General features: G+C 68.0%; 19 protein-coding genes and 1 tRNA gene. 10 read left to right on the plus strand and 10 right to left on the minus strand.

Features of this window, described 5'->3' with window-relative positions:
- Positions 1-6 precede the first annotated feature (6 nt).
- Positions 7-972, minus strand: a complete 966-nt coding sequence (locus ACZY1G_RS20195) for a DNA polymerase domain-containing protein (protein WP_463817097.1) — start codon at positions 970-972, stop codon at positions 7-9.
- 253 nt (positions 973-1,225) lie between these two features.
- On the opposite strand from ACZY1G_RS20195, the gene ACZY1G_RS20200 reads away from it, so the two are divergent.
- Positions 1,226-4,048, plus strand: coding sequence for an MMPL/RND family transporter (locus tag ACZY1G_RS20200; protein ID WP_463823449.1), 2,823 nt, complete (start codon positions 1,226-1,228; stop codon positions 4,046-4,048).
- On the opposite strand, the gene ACZY1G_RS20205 is transcribed toward ACZY1G_RS20200, so the two are convergent.
- The 3 genes from ACZY1G_RS20205 to ACZY1G_RS20215 form a co-directional block, all read right to left on the minus strand.
- Positions 4,038-4,721 (minus strand): HAD family hydrolase, encoded by a 684-nt coding sequence (locus ACZY1G_RS20205; protein ID WP_463823450.1) that lies wholly within the window; start codon positions 4,719-4,721, stop codon positions 4,038-4,040. The genes ACZY1G_RS20200 and ACZY1G_RS20205 overlap by 11 nt on opposite strands.
- Before the next feature lie 8 nt (positions 4,722-4,729).
- Positions 4,730-5,200 (minus strand): hypothetical protein, encoded by a 471-nt coding sequence (locus ACZY1G_RS20210; protein ID WP_463823451.1) that lies wholly within the window; start codon positions 5,198-5,200, stop codon positions 4,730-4,732.
- Positions 5,201-5,266: 66 nt separating this feature from the next.
- The gene (locus ACZY1G_RS20215; RefSeq protein WP_463823452.1) at positions 5,267-6,265 is read right to left on the minus strand and encodes a hypothetical protein; all 999 of its coding nucleotides are present in this window, start codon (positions 6,263-6,265) and stop codon (positions 5,267-5,269) included.
- A gap of 178 nt (positions 6,266-6,443) precedes the next feature.
- Between ACZY1G_RS20215 and ACZY1G_RS20220 the strand changes: the two genes are divergently transcribed.
- Positions 6,444-7,382, plus strand: coding sequence for a DUF808 domain-containing protein (locus tag ACZY1G_RS20220; protein ID WP_463817091.1), 939 nt, complete (start codon positions 6,444-6,446; stop codon positions 7,380-7,382).
- A gap of 4 nt (positions 7,383-7,386) precedes the next feature.
- On the opposite strand, the gene ACZY1G_RS20225 is transcribed toward ACZY1G_RS20220, so the two are convergent.
- The gene (locus tag ACZY1G_RS20225) at positions 7,387-7,575 is read right to left on the minus strand and encodes a hypothetical protein (RefSeq protein WP_463817090.1); all 189 of its coding nucleotides are present in this window, start codon (positions 7,573-7,575) and stop codon (positions 7,387-7,389) included.
- An 84-nt stretch (positions 7,576-7,659) separates the two neighbouring features.
- On the opposite strand from ACZY1G_RS20225, the gene ACZY1G_RS20230 reads away from it, so the two are divergent.
- The gene (locus tag ACZY1G_RS20230) at positions 7,660-8,034 is read left to right on the plus strand and encodes a hypothetical protein (RefSeq protein WP_463823643.1); all 375 of its coding nucleotides are present in this window, start codon (positions 7,660-7,662) and stop codon (positions 8,032-8,034) included.
- Here the strand turns inward: ACZY1G_RS20230 and ACZY1G_RS20235 are convergent, their stop codons facing one another.
- From ACZY1G_RS20235 to crcB (ACZY1G_RS20245), 3 genes are read right to left on the minus strand one after another with little or no spacing between them, the layout of a single operon-like run.
- Positions 8,035-9,096, minus strand: a complete 1,062-nt coding sequence (locus ACZY1G_RS20235) for a DUF190 domain-containing protein (RefSeq protein WP_463823453.1) — start codon at positions 9,094-9,096, stop codon at positions 8,035-8,037.
- Positions 9,063-9,428 carry a fluoride efflux transporter CrcB gene (crcB, locus tag ACZY1G_RS20240; protein ID WP_463823454.1) on the minus strand — a complete coding sequence of 122 codons (366 nt, stop codon included), beginning with the start codon at positions 9,426-9,428 and terminating at the stop codon, positions 9,063-9,065. Before crcB (ACZY1G_RS20240) ends, ACZY1G_RS20235 begins: the two co-directional genes overlap by 34 nt.
- On the minus strand, positions 9,425-9,820 hold the full coding sequence (gene crcB / locus ACZY1G_RS20245) for a fluoride efflux transporter CrcB (RefSeq protein WP_463823455.1): 396 nt from the start codon (positions 9,818-9,820) through the stop codon (positions 9,425-9,427). Before crcB (ACZY1G_RS20245) ends, crcB (ACZY1G_RS20240) begins: the two co-directional genes overlap by 4 nt.
- A 72-nt stretch (positions 9,821-9,892) precedes the next feature.
- Here crcB (ACZY1G_RS20245) and pgm point away from each other — a divergent pair, with 72 nt between their 5' ends.
- From pgm to ACZY1G_RS20275, 6 genes are all read left to right on the plus strand, one after another.
- Positions 9,893-11,527, plus strand: a complete 1,635-nt coding sequence (pgm, locus tag ACZY1G_RS20250) for a phosphoglucomutase (alpha-D-glucose-1,6-bisphosphate-dependent) (RefSeq protein WP_463823456.1) — start codon at positions 9,893-9,895, stop codon at positions 11,525-11,527.
- Positions 11,524-12,786 (plus strand): MFS transporter, encoded by a 1,263-nt coding sequence (locus ACZY1G_RS20255; protein ID WP_463823458.1) that lies wholly within the window; start codon positions 11,524-11,526, stop codon positions 12,784-12,786. The genes pgm and ACZY1G_RS20255 overlap by 4 nt, the downstream gene beginning before the upstream one ends.
- Before the next feature lie 56 nt (positions 12,787-12,842).
- Positions 12,843-12,915 (plus strand) — tRNA-Ala (locus ACZY1G_RS20260).
- 120 nt (positions 12,916-13,035) lie between these two features.
- Positions 13,036-13,779, plus strand: a complete 744-nt coding sequence (locus tag ACZY1G_RS20265; protein ID WP_463823459.1) for an MBL fold metallo-hydrolase — start codon at positions 13,036-13,038, stop codon at positions 13,777-13,779.
- 131 nt (positions 13,780-13,910) lie between these two features.
- Entirely contained in the window at positions 13,911-14,168 is a 258-nt protein-coding gene (locus ACZY1G_RS20270) for a DUF3297 family protein (protein WP_463817082.1), read from the plus strand.
- Positions 14,169-14,251: 83 nt separating this feature from the next.
- Positions 14,252-16,252, plus strand: coding sequence for a heavy metal translocating P-type ATPase (locus ACZY1G_RS20275; RefSeq protein WP_463823460.1), 2,001 nt, complete (start codon positions 14,252-14,254; stop codon positions 16,250-16,252).
- A gap of 7 nt (positions 16,253-16,259) precedes the next feature.
- Here the strand turns inward: ACZY1G_RS20275 and ACZY1G_RS20280 are convergent, their stop codons facing one another.
- Positions 16,260-16,916 (minus strand): hypothetical protein, encoded by a 657-nt coding sequence (locus tag ACZY1G_RS20280; protein ID WP_463817079.1) that lies wholly within the window; start codon positions 16,914-16,916, stop codon positions 16,260-16,262.
- Between the two features lie 161 nt (positions 16,917-17,077).
- The gene (locus ACZY1G_RS20285; RefSeq protein WP_463823461.1) at positions 17,078-18,520 is read right to left on the minus strand and encodes an HNH endonuclease signature motif containing protein; all 1,443 of its coding nucleotides are present in this window, start codon (positions 18,518-18,520) and stop codon (positions 17,078-17,080) included.
- A gap of 540 nt (positions 18,521-19,060) precedes the next feature.
- On the opposite strand from ACZY1G_RS20285, the gene ACZY1G_RS20290 reads away from it, so the two are divergent.
- Positions 19,061-20,521: a hypothetical protein gene (locus ACZY1G_RS20290; protein ID WP_463823462.1), complete on the plus strand. Its 1,461-nt coding sequence runs from the start codon at positions 19,061-19,063 to the stop codon at positions 20,519-20,521.
- Positions 20,522-20,524 lie beyond the last annotated feature (3 nt).

Genomic DNA, 20,524 nt, shown 5'->3' on the forward strand with positions numbered 1-20,524 from the left:
AGTAGTTCAGTTTCCGGCCTGCCGGCGGGCGCGGGCACGTCGCTTGCCCTCGTGCATCGCCGCCACCCGTGCGACGGGGATCGTCCGTCCGTGCTCGATCAGCTCGTCGGGCAGCCGCTGCGGCATCGGCATCGCCTCGGCCCACGGGTCCCGTCCGCCGAGCAGCTCCACCGCCGTGGTGATCGTGAAATCCGACGGGTGCACGCTGTCGAGCTCCGACCATGCGACCGGAAACGACACCGGCGTCCCGGGGCGTAGGCGTGGGCTGTACGCCGCGGCGACGGTCGCCCCACCCGAGCGGGTGGCATCGATGAACACCTTGCCGGCCCGGTCGGAGACGATGAACGCCGTGGTCGCGATCGCCGGATCGAGCGCCTCGGCCCGCGCCGCGAGCGCGCGGGTGGCCGCGGCCACGTCCTCACCCGGAGTCTGCAGCCCGCCCAGCTCGACCGGGACGAAGACGTGCAGACCTCTCGACCCGCTGGTCTTCACCGCGCCCGTCAACCCCACGTCCTGCAGGGCCCGACGGGCCAGTTCCGCGACCGAGACGACCGCGGTGAAGTCTGCACCGTCGGGTGGGTCGAGGTCGAGGATCAGGTGGGTGGGCCGGTGAACGTCGCCGGCCAGGCCCAGCGCCGGGTGGTACTCGACGGCACGCTGGTTGGCCAGCCACAGCAGCGTGCGCCGGTCGTTGCAGAGCGCGTAGCGAACGTCGCGGTGCGACGCCTCCGCCCACATCTGCACGGTCGGCACCCATTCCGGGGTGTACGTCGGCAGGTTCTTCTGCATGAACGGGGCACGGCCGCGCAGCACGCGCAGGACGGTCAAGGGCCGATCGGCCAGCACCGGGAGCATCCGGTCGGAGATCGCGTCCAGGTAGTCGACGAGGTCGCGTTTGGTCGCCCCGCCATCCCCGTCGAGGGGCTGGTCGAGGTTGGTCAGGTCGACCCCCGCGCGCTCCTCTGACGACATCAGTCGCACAGCTCCGAACGCATTCCGCCAGCCTACGGAGCAACGCAACAGTGACGTTCGCGAGCGCAGGGCCGACGACAGGGTGGCGAACCGGTAACGTCTGCCCGGATCGACAGCGAAAGATTTGATGAGCTAGTTGTATGTATCTTCGACGCGCCGGGTGATGCGCGGGCGACTCCACGACGTGGGTCTGGAATGGGCCCGGAAAAGGCCTGGAAAAGGGCGAGGTCAGGCTTGATGGGGACGATGCACGATGGCGAATGAGCACTCGGGAGTGGCGCGGGTCGTGCGCGCCCTCGCCGTGCCCATTCTGCTGGGCTGGCTCCTGCTGACCGTCGGGACCAACGTGCTCCTCCCGTCGCTGGAGAAGGTCGGCGAAGACCGCACCGTGGGTCTGGCCGCCAAGGACGGACCCGCCTACATCTCGATGAAGCAGATCGGCGCGAACTTCGAGGAGTTCGACTCCGACAGCACCGCGATGATCGTGCTCGAGGGGGACCACCCACTCGGCGACGAAGCGCACCGCTACTACGACACGCTCGTCGACAAGCTCGAGGCCGACAAGGCCCACGTTCAGCACGTCGCCGATTTCTGGGGCGACCCGCTGACCGCCTCGGGGGCCCAGAGCGCGGACGGCAAGGCCGCGTACGTCCAGATCAACCTGCACGGCAATCAGGGCGAACCACTGGCCAACGAGTCGGTCGCCGCGGTGCGCGAACTCATCGACTCCACCCCCGCGCCGCCGGGCATGACGACCTACCTGACCGGGCCGGCGCCGCTGATCGCCGACCAGGCGCACGCAGGCGACAGGAGCATCTTCCGCGTCACGCTGATCACCATCGGCGTCATCGCGATCATGCTCCTGCTCGTCTACCGGTCCGTCGTCACGATGCTGCTGATCCTGTTCATGGTGTTCATCGAGCTCGGCGCGGCCCGTGGCATCGTGTCCTTCCTGGCGATCAACAACGTCATCGGGCTGTCCACGTTCGCGGTGAATCTCTTGGTGCTGATGGTCATCGCGGCGGGTACCGACTACGCGATCTTCGCCATAGGGCGCTACCAGGAGGCGCTCGGCGCGGGCCAGGATCGGGTGACGGCGTTCTACACGATGTTCAACGGCACCGCGCACGTCATCCTCGGCTCGGGTCTGACGATCGCGGGCGCCATGTCGTGTCTGAGCTTCACGCGGTTGCCGTACTTCAACTCACTCGGCGTGCCCTGTGCGGTCGGCACCTTGGTGGCAGTGCTGGCCGCAATGACGCTCGGGCCCGCGGTGGTGGTGATCGCGGGCCGTTTCGGAGCTTTCACTCCCAAGCGCGCGATCAGCTCCCGCGGCTGGCGCCGCATCGGCACGATGGTGGTGCGCTGGCCCGGGCCGGTGCTGGGAGCGACGCTGGCGCTCGCGCTCGTCGGGCTGGTCACCCTTCCCGGCTACAAGACCAACTACGACGCGCGAAACTACCTGCCGTCCGACATCCCGGCGAACGTCGGGTACGCCGCGGCGGATCGCCACTTCGGCACGGCGCGGATGAATCCCGAACTGCTGATGGTTCAGAGCGACCACGACCTCCGGAATCCGGCGGACTTCCTCGTCATCGACAAGATCGCCAAGGCCCTGTTCCGGGTACCTGGTGTCGCCCGCGTGCAGACGATCACCCGCCCCGACGGCAAGCCGATCAAGCACAGCACCATCCCGTTCCAGATGAGCATGCAGGGCACGCTCATGCAGCTGAACCAGAAGTATCAGCAGGACCGGATGGGTGACATGCTCACGCAGGCCGACGAGATCCAGAAGACCATCGACACGATGCAGAAGATGTACGGCATCACCCAGCAGATGCGCGACACCACGCACCAGTTGGTGCTCAAGACGAAAGACACCGCCGTCGACGTCGCGACCCTCCGTGACAACATCGCCAACTTCGACGACTTCATCCGTCCGCTGCGCAGCTACTTCTACTGGGAACCGCACTGCTACAACATCCCGGTGTGCTGGGCGATCCGCTCGGTGTTCGACACCCTCGACGGGATCAACACGATGAGCGACGACATCGCCGCCATCGTTCCCGACCTGGAACGCCTCGACACGTTGATGCCGCAGCTGGTGGAGCTGCTGCCTTCTCAGATCGAGACCATGCGGTCGATGAAGTCGATGATGCTGACGATGTACCAGTCGCAGAAGGGCATGCAGGACCAGATGGCGGCGCAGCAGGACAACGCGTCGGCGATGGGGGAGGCCTTCGACGATTCGCGTAACGACGATTCGTTCTACCTGCCGCCGGAAGTGTTCACCAACAAGGCTTTTCAGCGCGGTATCGCGCAGTTCATCTCGCCCGACGGCAAATCAGTGCGGTTCATCATCAGCCACGAGGGCGACCCGGCGACCATCGAGGGCCTCGACAAGGTGGACCCGATCAAGACGGCGGCCAAAGAGGCGATCAAGGGCACCCCGCTGGAGGGATCGAAGGTCTTCCTCGCCGGCACCGCGGCCACCTACAAGGACATGAAGGACGGCTCGCACTACGACCTGCTGATCGCCGGAATCGCCGCTGTCACCTTGATCTTCGTCATCATGCTGATCATCACCCGGGCCGCGATCGCCGCGGCGGTCATCGTCGGTACGGTGCTGCTGTCCCTCGGCGCGTCCTTCGGTCTGTCGATTCTGCTCTGGCAACACCTGATCGGCCTCGAGCTGCACTGGATGGTGCTGCCGATGTCGGTGATCCTGCTGCTCGCCGTCGGTTCGGACTACAACCTGCTGCTCGTCTCGCGGTTCAAAGAGGAGAAGGAAGGCGGGCTGAAGACAGGCATCATCCGCGCGATGGCGGGCACCGGTTCGGTGGTCACCTCGGCGGGGTTGGTGTTCGCGTTCACGATGGCCTCGTTCGCCTTCAGCGACCTGGCGGTGATGGCGCAGGTCGGAACCACGATCGCATTGGGTTTGCTGTTCGACACACTGATCGTGCGCTCGTTCATGACGCCGGCGATGGCCACGATGCTGGGCCGGTGGTTCTGGTGGCCGCAGCACGTGCCCAGCCCGGCGTCACGGCGCAGACTGGCCGCGCTCAGGAGCTAGCGGCGAGTTTGCCGATAGGCGTCGCGTCGAGGTGCGCCAACAGGTCGGCGGCGTTCTCGAATACGGCAGCCGCGCCCGCCTCGGACAACTCGCCCCTCGACACGCCGCCGGAGAGGACACCGACCGAGGTCAGGTCGACCCGGCGGGCAGCCTCGCAGTCCCAGACCGCGTCGCCTACGAACACCGCCTCTGCGGCGGTGACGCCGGCCCGCTCCAGTGCGACCTCGACGATGTCGGGTTGTGGTTTGGCGGTGTCGACGTCCTCGGACGACGTCACCTCGGACACCACGTCGTCGCAGTCGAGAACCTCACGCAGCGTGCGCAATTCGTCGTCGGGCGCGGAGGTCGCGAGCACCACCTGCAGGCCGAGGTCCGCGACGCGCCGCAGCAGGTCGCGCGCACCGGGCAGGGGAGTGAGCAGGTGCGCACTCTCCCGGTAGAACTCGCTGTGTTTGCTCTTGAGTTCATCGAGCTGACCCTGGCCGGTGTCGTCACCGGCCAGGGTCTTCACCAGCGTCGTGCCGTCCATGCCGATGCACCGATGGATCCGCCACGCCTCGACTCCCACGCCTTCTGCGTCGAAGGCGCGAATCCAGGCGTAGATGTGCAGATAGTTCGAGTCCACGAGGGTGCCGTCGACGTCGAACAACACGGCAGGACGGGCTGAAGGCATCGACGGGCTCAGGGAACCGTGACGCAGCCGACGCCGGGCACGCAGCCGCCGCCACCGCCGGGTCCGCCGCTGCCGGTCGGGCCGCCGGGGATGGAGCCGCCGCCGCCACCGGGACCGCCGCTGCCCGTGGGTCCGCCGGGGATGGAGCCACCGCCACCGTTGGCGTCGCCGCCACCGGTAGGCCCGCCGGGGATGGAGCCACCGCCACCGTTGGCGTCGCCGCCACCGGTCGGGCCGCCCGGGATGGCACCGCCGCCGCCGTCGGCTCCGCCGCCACCGGTCGCACCGCCGGGTGCCGGGCTCGTGCTCATCGTCGGCGCAGTGCTGCTGGCCGGCGTCGTGGTGCTCGTGGTGGTACTACTCTCGGTCGTCGACGACGTGCTGCTCGAGTCGCCGCTCTCACCGCCTCCACAACCGACGGCGAACACGAGCAACGTCGCGCCGCCGAATACGGCCAGTGCAGTCCTCGGGGATTTCATGGGCCACCAATCTGTCGCAGGGTGCCCCGCAGATACCCGAGCCTCCGTCCCCCGAAACTCCCCGAGCTACGCCGAGGGCCTGTCGGTGTCTGACTGGGCGTCGGTTCCGCGCGCGTGGCGAGGGGCGGACGGCTCAGCGTGGCGCGGTGTCGCGCCATGGCGTCTCTGCGTCGGCCGGGGGCTTTCCGGCCGATCCCGCGCGGCAGCGCTCTCGCTCTCGGCCTCACCCTCGGCTCGGCTGTCCGCCCGTTCGGGGGGAGGCTGTACTGCAGGGGTGTCTTCGCCATTCGAGTGCACCGTCAGCGTCGGCGCATCCAGGTCGGGTGGTGCCGCACCCGGATCGGCGAGGGTGTCGGCAGCCGACGGCGGGGCGGAGATCGTCTCGCCGATGTCGCGCAGTGAATGGATCAGATAGTCGAATGGCCCCGAAATCTCCTCGCTCACAGGGGCTTCCACGACGTCACCGAGGAGACCGAAGTATTCGTCGTTCTCGCCGTCGACGCGGCCGTTGAGCAGTCCGTCGACAGTGCGTGCCGGGATGTTGACCAGCGCGCTGGCAGCACGCACAGGGTCGAGGTCGGTCACCGCGGCGACGGTATCGGCTGCGCCTGCCCCGCCGGCCAACACACCGCTGGCCGCGGGCATGGTCAGTCTGACCAGCAGGCTGTTGGCCGTGCGGAACGGCTCGCCGCTGCCGACCACGCGGCCGAGGCCGGCGACCGGTTGGTTGACCGCGGCGAGGACTGCATGCGCGAACGCCTCTGGGTCCAGTTCGGCGGCGGCGCGGAGTATCTCGACGACGGCGCGATGTTGATTGTCGGCAATCGCCCGAACGACGGGCAAGGGGTCCTCGAGGTACTCGTCGGCGAGAAGCCCTGCGTTGGTCAGCGACCGCGACAGCATCTCGGGGTAGTACTGCAGTGGACTCCGGGTGGCGTGCTGAACCACTGCTGAATTCGCAACGTGCACTTGGCTTTCCGGGGCGTGCGGTGGCGCGACGACTGTGACGCCCGCACCGAGGGCGGCCACCCCCACAGTCAGCCACGGGCGTACGGCCTTGCGCATGTGGCACCCCCCTGAGTCGGCGACCTGTTGCGCTGCCCCCGACGATCTCAGCGCAAATTAGCACGCTGCTCCGACAACCGGCGAGCGCTTATCCGGTGCGTCCGGCGCTGGGAGACTCCTGACCGGTCGCTGCGGGTACTCTTCCCGCCATGACCGCAGGTGCGATCAGGAGTGTCCGGTGAGCGGGGGGCTGTTCGCCCTGCTCGACGACGTCGCGGCACTGGCCCGACTGGCGGCCGCGTCCGTCGACGATGTCGGCGCGGCCGCGGGGCGGGCGACCGCCAAGGCTGCCGGGGTCGTCATCGACGACACCGCGGTGACCCCGCAGTACGTGCACGGTGTCACCGCCGAGCGCGAGCTGCCGATCATCAAACGCATCGCCATCGGCTCGCTGCGCAACAAGATCGTGTTCATCCTGCCGGCGGCGCTGCTGCTCAGTCAGTTCGCACCGTGGCTGCTCACACCGATCCTGATGCTGGGTGCGACGTATCTGTGTTACGAGGGTGCTGAGAAGGTGTTCGGCAAGCTGCTCGGCCACGGCGGCCATCACGAGACCGCCGCCGCACAGGGGCCGGACGCCGAGAAGCAGATGGTGGCCGGCGCGATCCGCACCGACTTCATCCTCTCCGCCGAGATCATGGTGATCGCGCTGAACGAGGTTGCCTCCGAATCGTTTTGGCCGAGGCTCATCATTCTGCTCGTCGTCGCGGTGGTGATCACGGTGGCGGTCTACGGCGTGGTCGCCGGCATCGTCAAGATGGATGACGTCGGGCTCCACTTCACCCAGCGTTCCAGTGCCTTCGTGCAGCGCATCGGGCGCGGACTGGTGGCGGGTATGCCGAAGCTGCTCAGTTTCCTGTCCGTCGTGGGAACGGCGGCGATGCTGTGGGTGGGCGGGCACATCCTGCTCGTCGGCACCGACACGCTGGGCTGGCACGGCCCCTACTCCCTGGTGCACCACGCCGAGGAGGCCGTGCACCACGTGGGTGGGGTCGGTGCGGTGCTGGCCTGGCTGGTCAACACCGCAGCTTCGGCAGTGATCGGGCTGATCGTCGGTGCGCTGGTCGTCGGCATCGTGTCGGTTCTGCCGTTCGGCAAGAAGAAATCCCACGCCTGAACGCTCACTCCTGACTGCTGTCGCGGTCGGCGAGGTAGGCCAACAGCTCTGGCTCGGAACTGGTGAAGCGGGCCGCTTCCTCGCCCCCGTCGCAGCGCAGCAGTGCCACGGTGACCGTGCCGGCGGCGCGGCCGATCACCTCCCAGACGGCGCCTGAGTCGGCCCAGCGCTGGAGTTCGGCCACACGGTCCATCGCCTCAGCGTGCCACCTCCTAAGCTCGCCGATGTGCACGCTGGTTCGGCGGTCGCGGTCGCGGCGACCTTCACCTGGTTCGGCATGGTGCTGGCGATCTCCTTCCTCGAAGCGCCCCTGAAGTTCCGCGCGCCGGGAGTCACGCTGCCCGTAGGGCTCGGGATCGGCCGCCTCGTGTTCCGCGCGCTCAATGCGAGCGAGGTCGTCCTCGCGGTCGTGGTGCTCGTCGGCGTGCTGACCGCGCACGTGACGGGTGTTGCGTTGGGCGCCACGGTGACGGCGGTCGCGCTGCTGGCGGTCCAAGTCCTGCTGGTGCGCCCGGCGCTGACACGTCGCTCGGATCGCGTGCTGGCCGGTGAGGATGCTCCGCGGTCGCGGGCGCACGTCGTCTATGTCGGGCTGGAGGCGGTCAAGGTGGTCGCGCTGATCACCGGCGGAGTGGCGCTGCTCGCGCTGTGATCAGTCGAGCGTCAGTGTGCCGCGCCGCCGGCCATCGTGGACCGCGACCAGCGCGGACACCTGCTCGCAGGTGACCACGCCGTGCTCCGCCGTCACCTGGTCGACGACGCCGTAATCGGCGCCGATCGTGGTGTCGGTGCTGAGCAGTGTGGTCGTCACCGGTACGTGCCGACCGATCTGCAGGAAGTGGTCGCCGTGCGGGCGCTGGCTGCCTCGGAATCCCCACAGCCCACGCAATGTGGTGGCGCCGCCGGCATGGTCGGTCGCGCGCAGCCGCGTCATGAGCTCGCGGTGCACGGGGCGGCCCCCAGATCTGCCCCCGTGTCGGGTGTCCTCATTGGTGTGCACCGTGATCTTGTGGGAGCGCCAGTGGCGGGGCGGCTCGGCGACGGTGCGGCCGTCGACTTTGCAGACCACGACCGGGGCGACGCTGATCAGTGCGGTGTCCAACAGGGCCGTGAGTTCGTCGAGCGCTGCCGGGGCCTGCGCGCGCGGACCGACGCCGGTGACGAGCAGGGGTACATCGGTGTTGCGGCTCAGGAAACGAGCCCGCCGGCGTTGGCCGGCCACGGTGCCGTCGACGCCGAGGAAGACGTCGGCGGTGACGAATCCGCGCCGGTGCAGGACCTCGCACACCGCTACGTACCCGGGTGCGCCGGCGACCGGCTGTTTTCGTCCCAGAAGAAGGGACAGCCGCACCGCCCCGTCGCCGGGCGGTGAATCCGGGGCCAGCCATGACCGCTCGACAGTGATGACCCCGCGCTGCGCCAGCGCGACCACCCCGTCGGCGAGCCCACGGATCCGTTCCGGGCTGTCGACGGCCGTCACCGCTACCGGAGGGTCCTCGGACAGCGTCAACGAGCGGTCCGTGCGCAGCACATGCGTGGTGCCGAACCCCGCGATGCCACGTAGACAGATGCTGGCGGCCACGTCTTCCCGGGTGCAGAGCTCGAGCAGCGCATCCGCGACGAAGCGCCCTCCCATCCGTTGTCTTTCGGCGAAATATACTGTGAGCGTGTGTATTTCGGTCACAGTACAGCTCCCAGGCGCTGACCGAGCCACGCGGCGAGCAGGCCCGAGACGATGCTGACACCGATGTTGGCCAGCGCCGCGACCAGCTGGCGTTCCTCGGCCAGCCGCTGCGTCTCCAGCATCCACGTCGAAAAGGTCGTGTACGAGCCGACGAAGGCCGTGCCGACCAGGAGCGCCACGTGCGGCCGCAGCGTCAACCCGGCGAACGCGCCGAGAAGGAAAGCGCCGCTGACGTTGACGACGAGCGTGCCGAACGGAAATGGTCGGCTGATGCGCCGCGACACGGCCTTGTCGACGGTGAGGCGGGCGACTGCCCCCAGTCCGCCGAGTAGGACGACGCCGAACCACACCACCGCGGTCATCGACGCGTCCGAACCCGGCGCACGAGCGCCGTCGCGAGATAGACCGCCACCAGGCCGGCGGCCACGCTCGCCGCGAGGTAGGAGATGGCCAGGCCGTAGTGGCCGTGTTCGAGCATCTTGACGGTCTCGACCTGCATGGTGGAAAACGTCGTGAGCCCTCCGCAGATGCCGGTGCCCAACAACGGTCGGCGGTAGCTCGACACCGGCAGACGTTCGAGCAGGCGGGTGACGAAGAACCCGAGCAGAAATGCGCCGACGATGTTGACCGTGAACGTGGGCCACGGCCAGCGCCCGGGGTCACTGGCCGCGAGTTCCTCGAGGCCCGCACGGGCCAGGGTGCCGAGGGCGCCCCCCGCGAACACCGCGGCCAACTCGCGCCGGTCTGAGGCCATGGCGCACAGTATCGGTGATCCGATCCCGGTACCCGGTGTTGCGGGGGCGCGTGGCGTAGCAGAATCGGGTCCATGGCTGCGAACCCACGTGCCGGCCAGCCGGCGCAACCTGACGACCTCATCGATATCGCTGCGGTGGTGACGGCCTACTACTCCGTCGTCCCCGATCCGGACGACGTCGATCAGCAGGTGGCGTTCGGCACGTCGGGACACCGCGGCTCCAGTCTGGACGCGGCTTTCAACGAGGCGCACATCCTGGCGACCACGCAGGCGATCGTGGAGTACCGCGCCGCGCAGGGCACCACGGGTCCGCTGTTCATCGGGCGCGACACGCATGCGCTGTCCGAGCCAGCTTGGGTGTCGGCGCTGGAGGTGCTGGCGGCGAATGACGTTGTCACGATGGTCGATTCGGCCGATCGCTACACCCCGACGCCGGCGGTGAGCCACGCGATCCTGTCCTACAACAGGGGCCGCGACTCCGCGCTCGCCGACGGCATCGTCGTCACGCCATCGCACAACCCACCGCGCGACGGCGGCTTCAAGTACAACCCGCCCAACGGCGGGCCCGCCGACACCGACGCCACCGGAGTGATTGCGAAGCGGGCCAACGAGCTGCTGCGCGACGGTCTGAAGGGTGTCCAACGCGTGCCGCTGGCGCGGGCGCTGACCACGGTGCAACGCCACGACTATCTCGAGGCGTACGTCGCCGACCTGCCTAACGTGGTCGACATGCACGTCATCTCCGCCGAAGGCATCCGCATCGGAGCCGATCCGCTGGGCGGCGCCAGCGTGGACTACTGGGGCGCGATCGCCGAGCGGCACAATCTGGCGCTCACCGTCGTCAACCCGCTGGTCGATGCGACGTGGCGGTTCATGACGCTCGACACCGACGGCAAGATCCGGATGGACTGCAGTTCCCCCAACGCCATGGCGTCGTTGATCGCGAACAGGGATGCGTACCAGATCGCGACCGGCAACGACGCCGACTCCGACCGGCACGGAATCGTCACCCCCGACGGTGGACTGCTCAACCCGAACCACTACCTCGCAGTGGCGATCGACTACCTGTTCACGCACCGGGCTGAGTGGGCGGCGGAGACGGCGGTCGGCAAGACGGCGGTGAGCTCGTCGATCATCGACCGCGTGGTGGCCGGTCTGGGGCGCACGCTCGTCGAGGTGCCGGTGGGCTTCAAGTGGTTCGTCGACGGGCTCGTCGGCGGGACGATCGGCTTCGGCGGCGAGGAGAGCGCAGGGGCGTCGTTCCTGCGCCGCGACGGTTCGGTGTGGACCACCGACAAAGACGGCATCATCCTGGCGTTGCTGGCGTCGGAGATGCTCGCGGTTACCGGCTCCACACCGTCGGAGCGTTACCGGGAGTTGTCCGAAAAATACGGGGCGCCAACGTATGCGCGCATCGACGCGCCGGCCAACCGCGAGCAGAAGGCACGGTTGGGCAAGCTGTCACCGGAGCAGGTGAGTGCCACCGAGTTGGCGGGAGAGCCGATCACCGCGAAGCTGACGAGTGCACCCGGCAACGGGGCGCCGCTGGGCGGACTGAAGGTGACGACGGAGAACGCCTGGTTCGCGGCGCGGCCGTCGGGCACCGAGGACGTGTACAAGATCTACGCCGAATCGTTCCGCGGCCCTGACCATCTCGCCGAGGTGCAGGAGGCGGCTCGGGAAGTGGTGTCGGCGGTCATTTCGTGAGTTTCGTCGCCGACGGCGACAGACGCACGACCCCGCGCCTGCCGCGCGAGGTGTGGGTGCTCGTCGCCGCCAACGTGGTGGTGGCGCTGGGCTACGGCGTCGTCGCACCGGTGCTGCCGCAGTACGCCCGGCATTTCGGCGTCAGCATCAGTGCCGCCACGTTCGTCATCACCGCGTTCGCGGTGATGCGGCTCGTGGGCGCGCCGCCCGCCGGGATGCTGGTGCAGAGGCTGGGGGAGCGGCGCGTCTACATCAGCGGACTGCTGATCGTCGCGGTGTCCACCGCCGCCTGCGCGTTCGCCGAAACCTATTGGCAGCTGCTGGTTTTCCGCGCTCTTGGCGGCATCGGATCGGCGATGTTCACGGTGTCGTCGCTGGGGCTGCTGATCCGCATCTCACCCCCGGACGCACGCGGTCGTGTCGCCGGGTTGTTCTCGTCGGGGTTCATGGTCGGCTCGGTGGGCGGGCCGATCCTGGGCAGCCTCACCGCTGGGCTGGGGCTCGCGGCACCGTTCCTGATCTACGGCGCGGCGCTGCTGGTCGCCGCCACGGTGGTGTTCGTGAGCCTGCGCAATTCGACGGTGATCACCCGATCCGATGACGATGTCGAGGCGGCCGTGCCGTTCCGGACGGTGTTCCGCCACGGGGCCTACCGGGCGGCGCTGCTGTCGAACTTCGCGACCGGCTGGGCGTCGTTCGGTCTGCGGATCGCGTTGGTGCCGCTGTTCGTGGTGGAGGTCCTCGGTCGCGGGCCCGGTGCGGCAGGCGTCGCGTTGACGGCGTTCGCGGTGGGCAACATCTCGGTGGTGATCCCGAGCGGGTATCTGTCGGATCGGCTGGGGCGGCGCAAGCTGTTGATCTTCGGGCTGAGCCTCGCGGCGGTGTCGACGGCGTTGGTCGGGTTCACCACGTCACTGCCGGTGTTCCTGGCGGCGGCGTACGTCGCCGGAGCGGCCACCGGGGTGTTCGTGTCGCCGCAGCAGGCCGCGGTCGCCGACGTGGTGGGCAGCAAATCGCGCGGCGGGACCGCGATCGCGACGTTCCAGATGATGGCCGACTTCGGATCGATCGGCGGCTCGCTGTTGGTCGGGCTGATCGCGCAGTACACGTCCTACGGGCTGGCATTCCTGGTCAGTGGCGTCATCCTGGGCGTGGCCTGCATCGGCTGGGTGTTCGCGCCGGAAACCCGGCCCCGGGTCGCGCGCGAGCGGACCGAGGTGCGGCCGCTCGGCCCCGAAGCCGGCGGGGAATGCCCGTGACCTGCGATTTTGAGCGGAACCGGGTCGTGGTGTAGCTTCGATGAGCACAACAATCAGGGGCTATGGCGCAGTTGGTAGCGCACCACACTGGCAGTGTGGGGGTCAGGGGTTCGAATCCCCTTAGCTCCACTTTTCGACACGGAGACTGCCCTGACCACTCGGTCGGGGCGATTTTCGTATCTGGCCTGGCCGCTTTACACCGGCGGCGCGTGAGATCACCCCACACACAACGGGAGAAGGTCATCATCCATGGCTCGCGACCCGGTGATCGAAACCTACGACGGCGCAGGTGTCACCAGGATCTCCCGGTGGATCTGGAACTGCTACGTCATCCATGAAGGCCCGGTCGTCGTCGATGCCGGGCTGCCCTCGGCCGTTGCTGACATCGCGCCGGTGATCCAGAACCTGGGCGGGTCGGTCGGCGCCGTGGTCGCGACGCACGGGCACAGCGACCACCTCGCGGGAGCCCCCGCAGTCGCCGAGCGATTCGGCGTCGGTGTTCATCTTCCCGAGCGGACGCATTCTTACATTGCGGGAGAGAAAGCCCGTACTACCGGCCTGCGGGATCAAGCGAAGATCGCAGCCGTCTTCCGAGATCAGCCTGTGGACTGGTCGGCGATCAGCGGGCTGTGGAGCGGCACGCGGTGCGCCGGCTTCGGTCGGAGCGATCGCATGGTCTGGAGCGGAAGCGCCCCCGCAGGTGTCTTGCGTGATGGTGACCGCCTCCCCGGTGCCCCGTCATGGCAGATCCTCGACGCTCCCGGACACACCGATGACAGCGTCGCTCTGTGGCACGCGGCATCGGGAACCCTGCTGTCAGGTGACGCCGTCCTGACGCGTCGCGGAAGAGCATGGTTCACACCGGAGTTCGTCGATGGCGAGGCTGCTCGCGAGTCGAATGCTCGGCTGCGTGCGCTGGCGGTCACCGCGCTTCTCCCTGGTCACGGTGCGCCCGTGGTGTCCGCCGACGTGTGGGATGGTGTGTGGCTGTGAGTCTTTGGGGGGTAGCCACCCCGGCCGGGATCGATCGAATCTCCTACTGAAGCAACCGGGGCCGCCCGTCAACGGCACGGGTGTGACGGCGACGGAATCCCTTCCCATCGGATCGCGTAGGTTCTTGGGGCATGTCGCAGGATCAGACCCCAGACGTTCCGCCGGATCACCTCTCCATCGATCCGCGCAGCCCCTTCTACGACGAAGAGGTGCTCACCCGCGACGTCGGCATCCGCTTCAACGGCGTCGAGCGGACGAACGTCCACGAGTACGATGTGGCCGAGGGTTGGGTGCGCGTCGAAGTCCCCACCGCGAGGGACCGCCGCGGCAATCCGATGGTCGTGAAGCTGAGCGGCACCGTCGAGCCGTACTTTCGCGAATCACAGTAGCGCGCCGCTCCTTCGGGAATGTCCTCCGGAGCGCATCTGTTCATATACCCCGTGGGGGTATATGGTGAACGCGGAGGACGCCCATGACGGTGACACACGAGCACGCCGGCCACGGTACTGACCACGCTGCTCAGTTCCGAAACCTGTTCTGGATCAACCTGATTCTCGCGATTCCCGTCGTCGCGTTCTCGACCATGTTCGCCATGCTGGTCGGCTATGACTTACCCGGCTTTCCCGGAGCGCAGTGGATCGCACCGCTGATCGGTACGGCGATGTACGTCATCGGTGGGCGTCCTTTCCTCACCGGCGCCGTCAGCGAGATCCGCTCACGCAAGCCCGGGATGATGCTGCTGATCGGCCTGGCGATCACCGTCGCATTCCTCGCGTCCTGGGGGGCGAGCCTCGGTCTGCTGCACCACGAACTCGAGTTCTGGTGGGAACTCGCGCTGCTCATCGTCATCATGCTGCTCGGCCATTGGGTGGAGATGCGCTCGCTGGCCCAGACGACCTCCGCGCTGGATTCACTTGCGGCGCTTCTTCCCGACGAGGCGGAGAAAGTCGAGGGCGACCGGACGGTGGCCGTCGCACCGGCAGACCTGCGCGTCGGCGATGTGGTCCTCGTCCGACCCGGTGGCAGCGTTCCCGCCGACGGCGCGATCGTCGACGGGCGTGCGGACATGGACGAGTCGATGGTGACCGGCGAATCACGCCCCGTCACCCGTGGCGTCGGTGACGTGGTCACGGCGGGGACCGTCGCCACCGATTCCGGTCTGCGCGTCGAGGTCACCGCGACCGGCGACGACACCGCCCTTGCCGGCATCCAGCGCCTGGTGACCGAGGCGCAGAGCTCGTCGTCGCGGGCCCAGCGACTCGCGGACCGAGCGGCCGGTTGGCTGTTCTGGTTCGCCCTGATCACCGCTGCTGTCACGGCGGTCGTGTGGACGCTCGTCGGGGACCCGGATGCATCCGTCGTGCGGGCGATCACCGTGCTCGTCATCGCCTGCCCGCACGCATTGGGTTTGGCGATTCCCCTGGTCGTGTCGATCGCCACCGAGCGAGCCGCGCGTGGTGGTGTGCTCGTCAAGGATCGGCTGGCTCTCGAAGGGATGCGCACCGTCGACGCGGTGCTGTTCGACAAGACGGGCACCCTCACCACGGGCGAGCCGACGGTGACCGCCGTCGACGCCGAGGCCGGCCTCGACGACGAGACGATACTCGCGCTGGCTGCCGCTGCCGAGGCCGACAGCGAGCATCCCCTGGCGAAGGCCATCGTGCGGGCGGCCCATGATCGCAGCCTCGAAGTGCCTTCAGCTCGTGGGTTTTCGTCATCTCCGGCGGTGGGTGTCACAGCGACCGTCGACGGTCGCGAAGTCCGTGTCGGCGGGCCCCGGCTGCTCGACGAGATAGGCGCCCAGGAGATCGCAGCTGCCGCCGCGTGGCGTGCCGAAGGCGCGATCATCCTGCACGTCGTCCGGGACGGCGTGGTGATCGGTGGACTTCGCCTTGCCGACGACATCCGGCCGGAGTCCCGCGACGCTGTCGACGCCCTTCGCGAACTCGGTGTCGAGGTCGTCATGATCACCGGTGACGCCGCGGCTGTCGCCGAGGCCGTCGGGCGGGAGCTCGGCATCGACCGTGTGTTCTCGGGCGTGCGCCCAGAAGACAAGGCCACCAAGGTCTCTGACCTGCAGCGCGAAGGCAGGACGGTTGCGATGGTCGGTGACGGCGTCAACGACGCGCCCGCGCTGGCTCAGGCCGACGTCGGCATCGCGATCGGGGCCGGCACCGACGTCGCGATCGCCTCGGCGGGAGTGATCCTGGCCAGTTCTGACCCGCGCTCGGTGCTGTCGGTGATCGAGCTGTCCCGCGCGAGCTACCGCAAGATGCAGCAAAACCTTTGGTGGGGAGCCGGATACAACCTCGTGGCGGTGCCGCTCGCCGCTGGGGTACTGGCACCCGTCGGGTTCGTCCTGCCCATGTCGGTGGGCGCGGTCCTGATGTCGCTGTCGACCGTCGTGGTGGCGTTGAATGCGCAGCTGTTGCGCCGACTCGACCTCAGCCCCAGCGCGCGCAGTATTGCGTGACGGCCAGTCAGTGTGCGTGGTCGTGGGCCTCGTGACCGCTCAGGGGTACCGCCGCAGGGAACGGTTCGCTTGTGGGCGAGGGTGATTGGACGGGGCGCAGGGCCGGCGGGGGAGTGACCGCTTCGGGGCCGACGTCATGAGCGCCGTCGGCATGACCGGCCGGCCCGTGGCCGCCGGTGTGATGCTCGCCGTGCTGGAGTCCGGAGGCCGCGCCCACCGTTGATGCCATCGCGACGACACCGACGGCGCCGACGAGGATCACGGCGCCGGCGAAGGTCGGCACGGGAGCTCCGCGCAGGCCGCGGTACCACACCCAACCGGCGCCCATCACGACGTAGATCTGGAGCAGCACCGCGCACACGTCAGCGCCGGCGATCAGCTCGACGTGCCCGGCGTTCGGACCGAACGGAGCTCCCGCGGTGCGGGATACCGCCCACAGCGCAAGCGCGCCGACGTTGAGCAGAACTCCAGCGCTCAGTACCGGAATGGTGGTGTGCGCGAGAACTGACCGAGCCCAGATCACCTGGAAGAGAGCCAGGAAGAAAAAGAACGCGCCCGAGGGAGCCCACTCCTGCCAGTGTGCGGGGACGACTGCGACGTGAATGATCCCAGCGCCCAGCGACGCCAGCGCCGCGAGGCGAACTGCCAGTCTGCTGTCCGTCATTCTGACGGTGTACGGCGCCACTCGTCAGATGATGTCAGCAGACGGACCGGTCAGTAACGCTGTGACACCACTTCGCCATCCGAACGAGACGGCCCCGTCACCTTGGCGGGCATGGATACCGCCGCCGTGTCGTGGCGCCGGTGCGCGATCACGCCCGAACATCAAGCCGCTTCGTTGTCGGGTGGTGCGGGTCCGCCGGGTTCTGCGGGGTCGGCGGACGCCTGGGTGGGTTCCTGCTCGTCGGGTGGGCGGAGGAGGCGTTCTGGGGTGTGGTGGGTGTTGACCCGGGCTTGTCCGGTGTCGAGGTTCGGTGGTGGGGCCCATTCGACTTCGTGGCGGGTGTTCATCGTCGTGGTCCAGCCGCCGTCGTTCACGCTGCGGTTGTCGGGTGGGCAGGCCAGGCCGAGGTCGTCGATGTTGGTCAGCCCACCCGCAGCCCAATCTTGTGTGACGTGGTGGACCTGGCAGCCGTAGGCGCCGACCGGGCAGCCGGGTTTGGTGCAGCCACCCTCGCGGCCAATCAGCATGATCCGTTGCGCCGCCGAGGCGACCCGGCGGGTGCGGAACAGGTCCAGCGCGGAGCCGGTGGCGCGGTCAAAGATCGCCAGGTAGTGGCTCGCGTGGGCGCCCATCTGGATGACGTCTTTGATGGGCAGGCGGGTGCCGCCACCGGTCACGCCGACACCGGCGCGGGATTCGAGGTCTTGCAATGTGGTGCGCACGATCACGGTCACCGGTAACCCGTTGAGCTGACCCAACTCCCCGCTCATCAACGCGATCCGCCCCACCGCCAGCAGCGCATCATGCTGGCGCTGGGCGAGGCTGCGGTGATCGTTGTCGATCTGGGCCTGCGTCGGCGTCCCCGAGATACAGGGTTCGTCATCGTCGGGGTTGCACATGCCGGGGGCGGCGTATCTGGCGAAGATCGCCTCCCACACCGCGGCCGCTTCCGGCGTCAGATCCGCCCACCACGCCGTCATGCCGTCGCGACCCTGCCGAGATTTCTTCAGACCCCGTTTGCGGGTGCGTTCCGCATCGTCGGGTTCGGGGCCGTCCTGATCGAGGAGAAACAGGGTCAGATCCGCGGCGTCGCGGGTCTCTTTCGGGCCGGTACCGACCGCGGTGCGCACCAATTCCACTTCGAACTGCTCCCGAGTCGCGGCGTCGCAAAAGCCGGGCAGTTTGTCGACGGCCTTGCGGATCTCGGCGACATGCTCCCCGGTGATCAGCCCCTGTTCCTGCGCGATAGCGGTCGCCGGCAACACCGGCGGCAAGGGTGCTCCGGTCAGCGACACCCGCGGCCCGAGCAGCGCCGCCTCAGTCAACCGGCGGTGCGCTTCCGGGCCGCTGATACGCCAGCGGATCGCCAGCACGTCTTTCCAGTTTTTGGCGCCCATCTGCTGCGGGGTGGTCTCGATCTGCAGCCGGGCCAACGCTCGGTGCTGGGCCGCCGGGAGCCGGCAGCCGGCGGATTCCACCTCGTCGAGCAGCTCCGTGAGCTCCGCAGCCGTCGCGAGGTCCAGATCGGCAGCGAGCACGCCGTCGACAGCGGCCCTCAAGACCGCCACCGCCTCCCGCACCTCCGACATACTTCGAACATACATTCGACCACCGACAAATCTTGAGCCGCCGAATGTGGCCGCGAGAAATCGCGCGCAGGAGTCGCTGACCGGCTACTTTCGGACGCGATGAATGCTTCGCGGGTAATCGGGCGGGTGGGCGCGCTGGCGGTCTTCTTCGGGGTGGGCGCCGCCGTGATGACGAGTTGTCCGATGGCATCTGCGGCGCCGGACTCGTCGTCGGCCGACTCATCGCAGACGGTTGCCAAAGAGGCGCCACGATCCAGTGGCGCACGACAGCTGCGAGAGCGCGGTGACGAAAAGGCCGAGACGCGCCAGGCTCGGCGGACCAGTCTGGCGGCCCGGCGGGATGCGCGCCAGAGCGCCCCGCACGACCACGCCGACGCGCCGGCTGAAGACACCGCACCGCGCAAGCGGACACTCGCCACCGAGCGTGAACCGCGGCCCACATCGAGCGAAAGGCGAAGTGGGACAACCCGTCCGATAACCGCCCGCCAGAGCCGCTGGCGAGCCGAGACGGAGACCGTCACCGTCGCGTCAACACCGCTGGTCAAGCGAGCGGAAATGCGCAGAGCGGGCGACGTGCCGCCCGGGGTGGTGAGCCTCGCACTCACATCGGTGCTCGAGGTGGGTCTCGCCGTCGCGGTATCGGTGCTCAACATCGGCATGCCGAGTCCCACCGCCGCGCCGCCACGGTTGAAGCTGAACGGCTACAGCCTGGTGCCGGACTCTGCGGAGGAGATCACGTCGTTCTACGGCCGCTGGACCTACCTTCCCGGCGCCCCCAGCCTCGTTCAAGGCCAACAGAAATTCGACATCGTCGATCCGCGAACCAAAGAGTCGGTGGGTGAGTTCGACGCCCTGGTCGGGCGCGGGCTCGGCTACAACTACACATCGCTGCTCGTCATCGACAACGGGGGAACGAACGTCGGAACCGGTCCAGGACAGGTTCCCCCAGTCGGATCGCTGATCGCCACATTCACGATCGGTCCCGTCGGCTGGGCCTACACGGCGATGCCGACCGCAACCGGTGACGTGATCTCCTTCAAGATCGTCACCCCGTTCGGCAGCATCCCTCTGCCCCTGACGTTCGACGGCGCCGCCGGCATCGCCGACCACACATTCGACAACAGACCCGTGCGGCTCACCAACGGTTACAGCATCGCACCCGCCGATCCTGACGGCGAAACCATCACCGGCACAAGCGGAATCCAACCGCTGTTCACCAGTATCCAAGGCCGGCAGGTGTTCGGAATGTACGACGCGACGGGCACCCAGGTCGGAACCTTCGAAGGTGTCTTCACGACCACTTCGGACATCCTCGGTACATACACCCAAGCGATCCTGGTCACCGCCAACGACGGTGTCGACGTCGGCACCGGTGACGGGCAGATTCCCCCGGTCGGGTCGGTCTACAACGTCGTCTACGCCGGCAACGACGACAACTACGTTCTGTACCAATCCCTTCCGTCGCCGACAGGTGACGTGCTCATCGTCGAACAGGTAGGCCCGGGCGGTGTGCAGACCAGCACCAAGACCTTCATCGACGCATCGGAGCCACCGTCGACGCAACCGCTGAAGGTGTCCCGCGGCCTGACCCTGGTTCCGGTCTCGGCACTGCAACCCGTCGGCGTGAACGGTCTGCCGCCCAGGGAGATCCAATACCAGGGTTATCAACAGTTCGACGTCTACGACGCCAAGGGCACCCGGATCGGACGCGTCGACGCCGACGTGATGACCCAGAACGACCTGTACGGAATCCGCAGCGAGGCTGTCCTCGTCACCGATGTCGTCGACGGCGACGCCGGGACTGCGAGAGGCGACGTCCCGCCCGTCGGCTCCGTCATCAACATCGTCACGCTGGGCGACAGCCGTTTCGGCACTGCGCAATTCGTGATGCCCGACGGCAGAGTCGACGTCAAGCGATCATGGATCACCACTCCGTTGGGTGACATCCCGGTGTTCCGGGCCCGCACGTGGGTGCCGGATCGCGTCGACGTGTCCTTCGCGAAACTGACTGTCTGAAAA

The organism is Mycobacterium sp. IDUB_5, assembly GCF_055419565.1.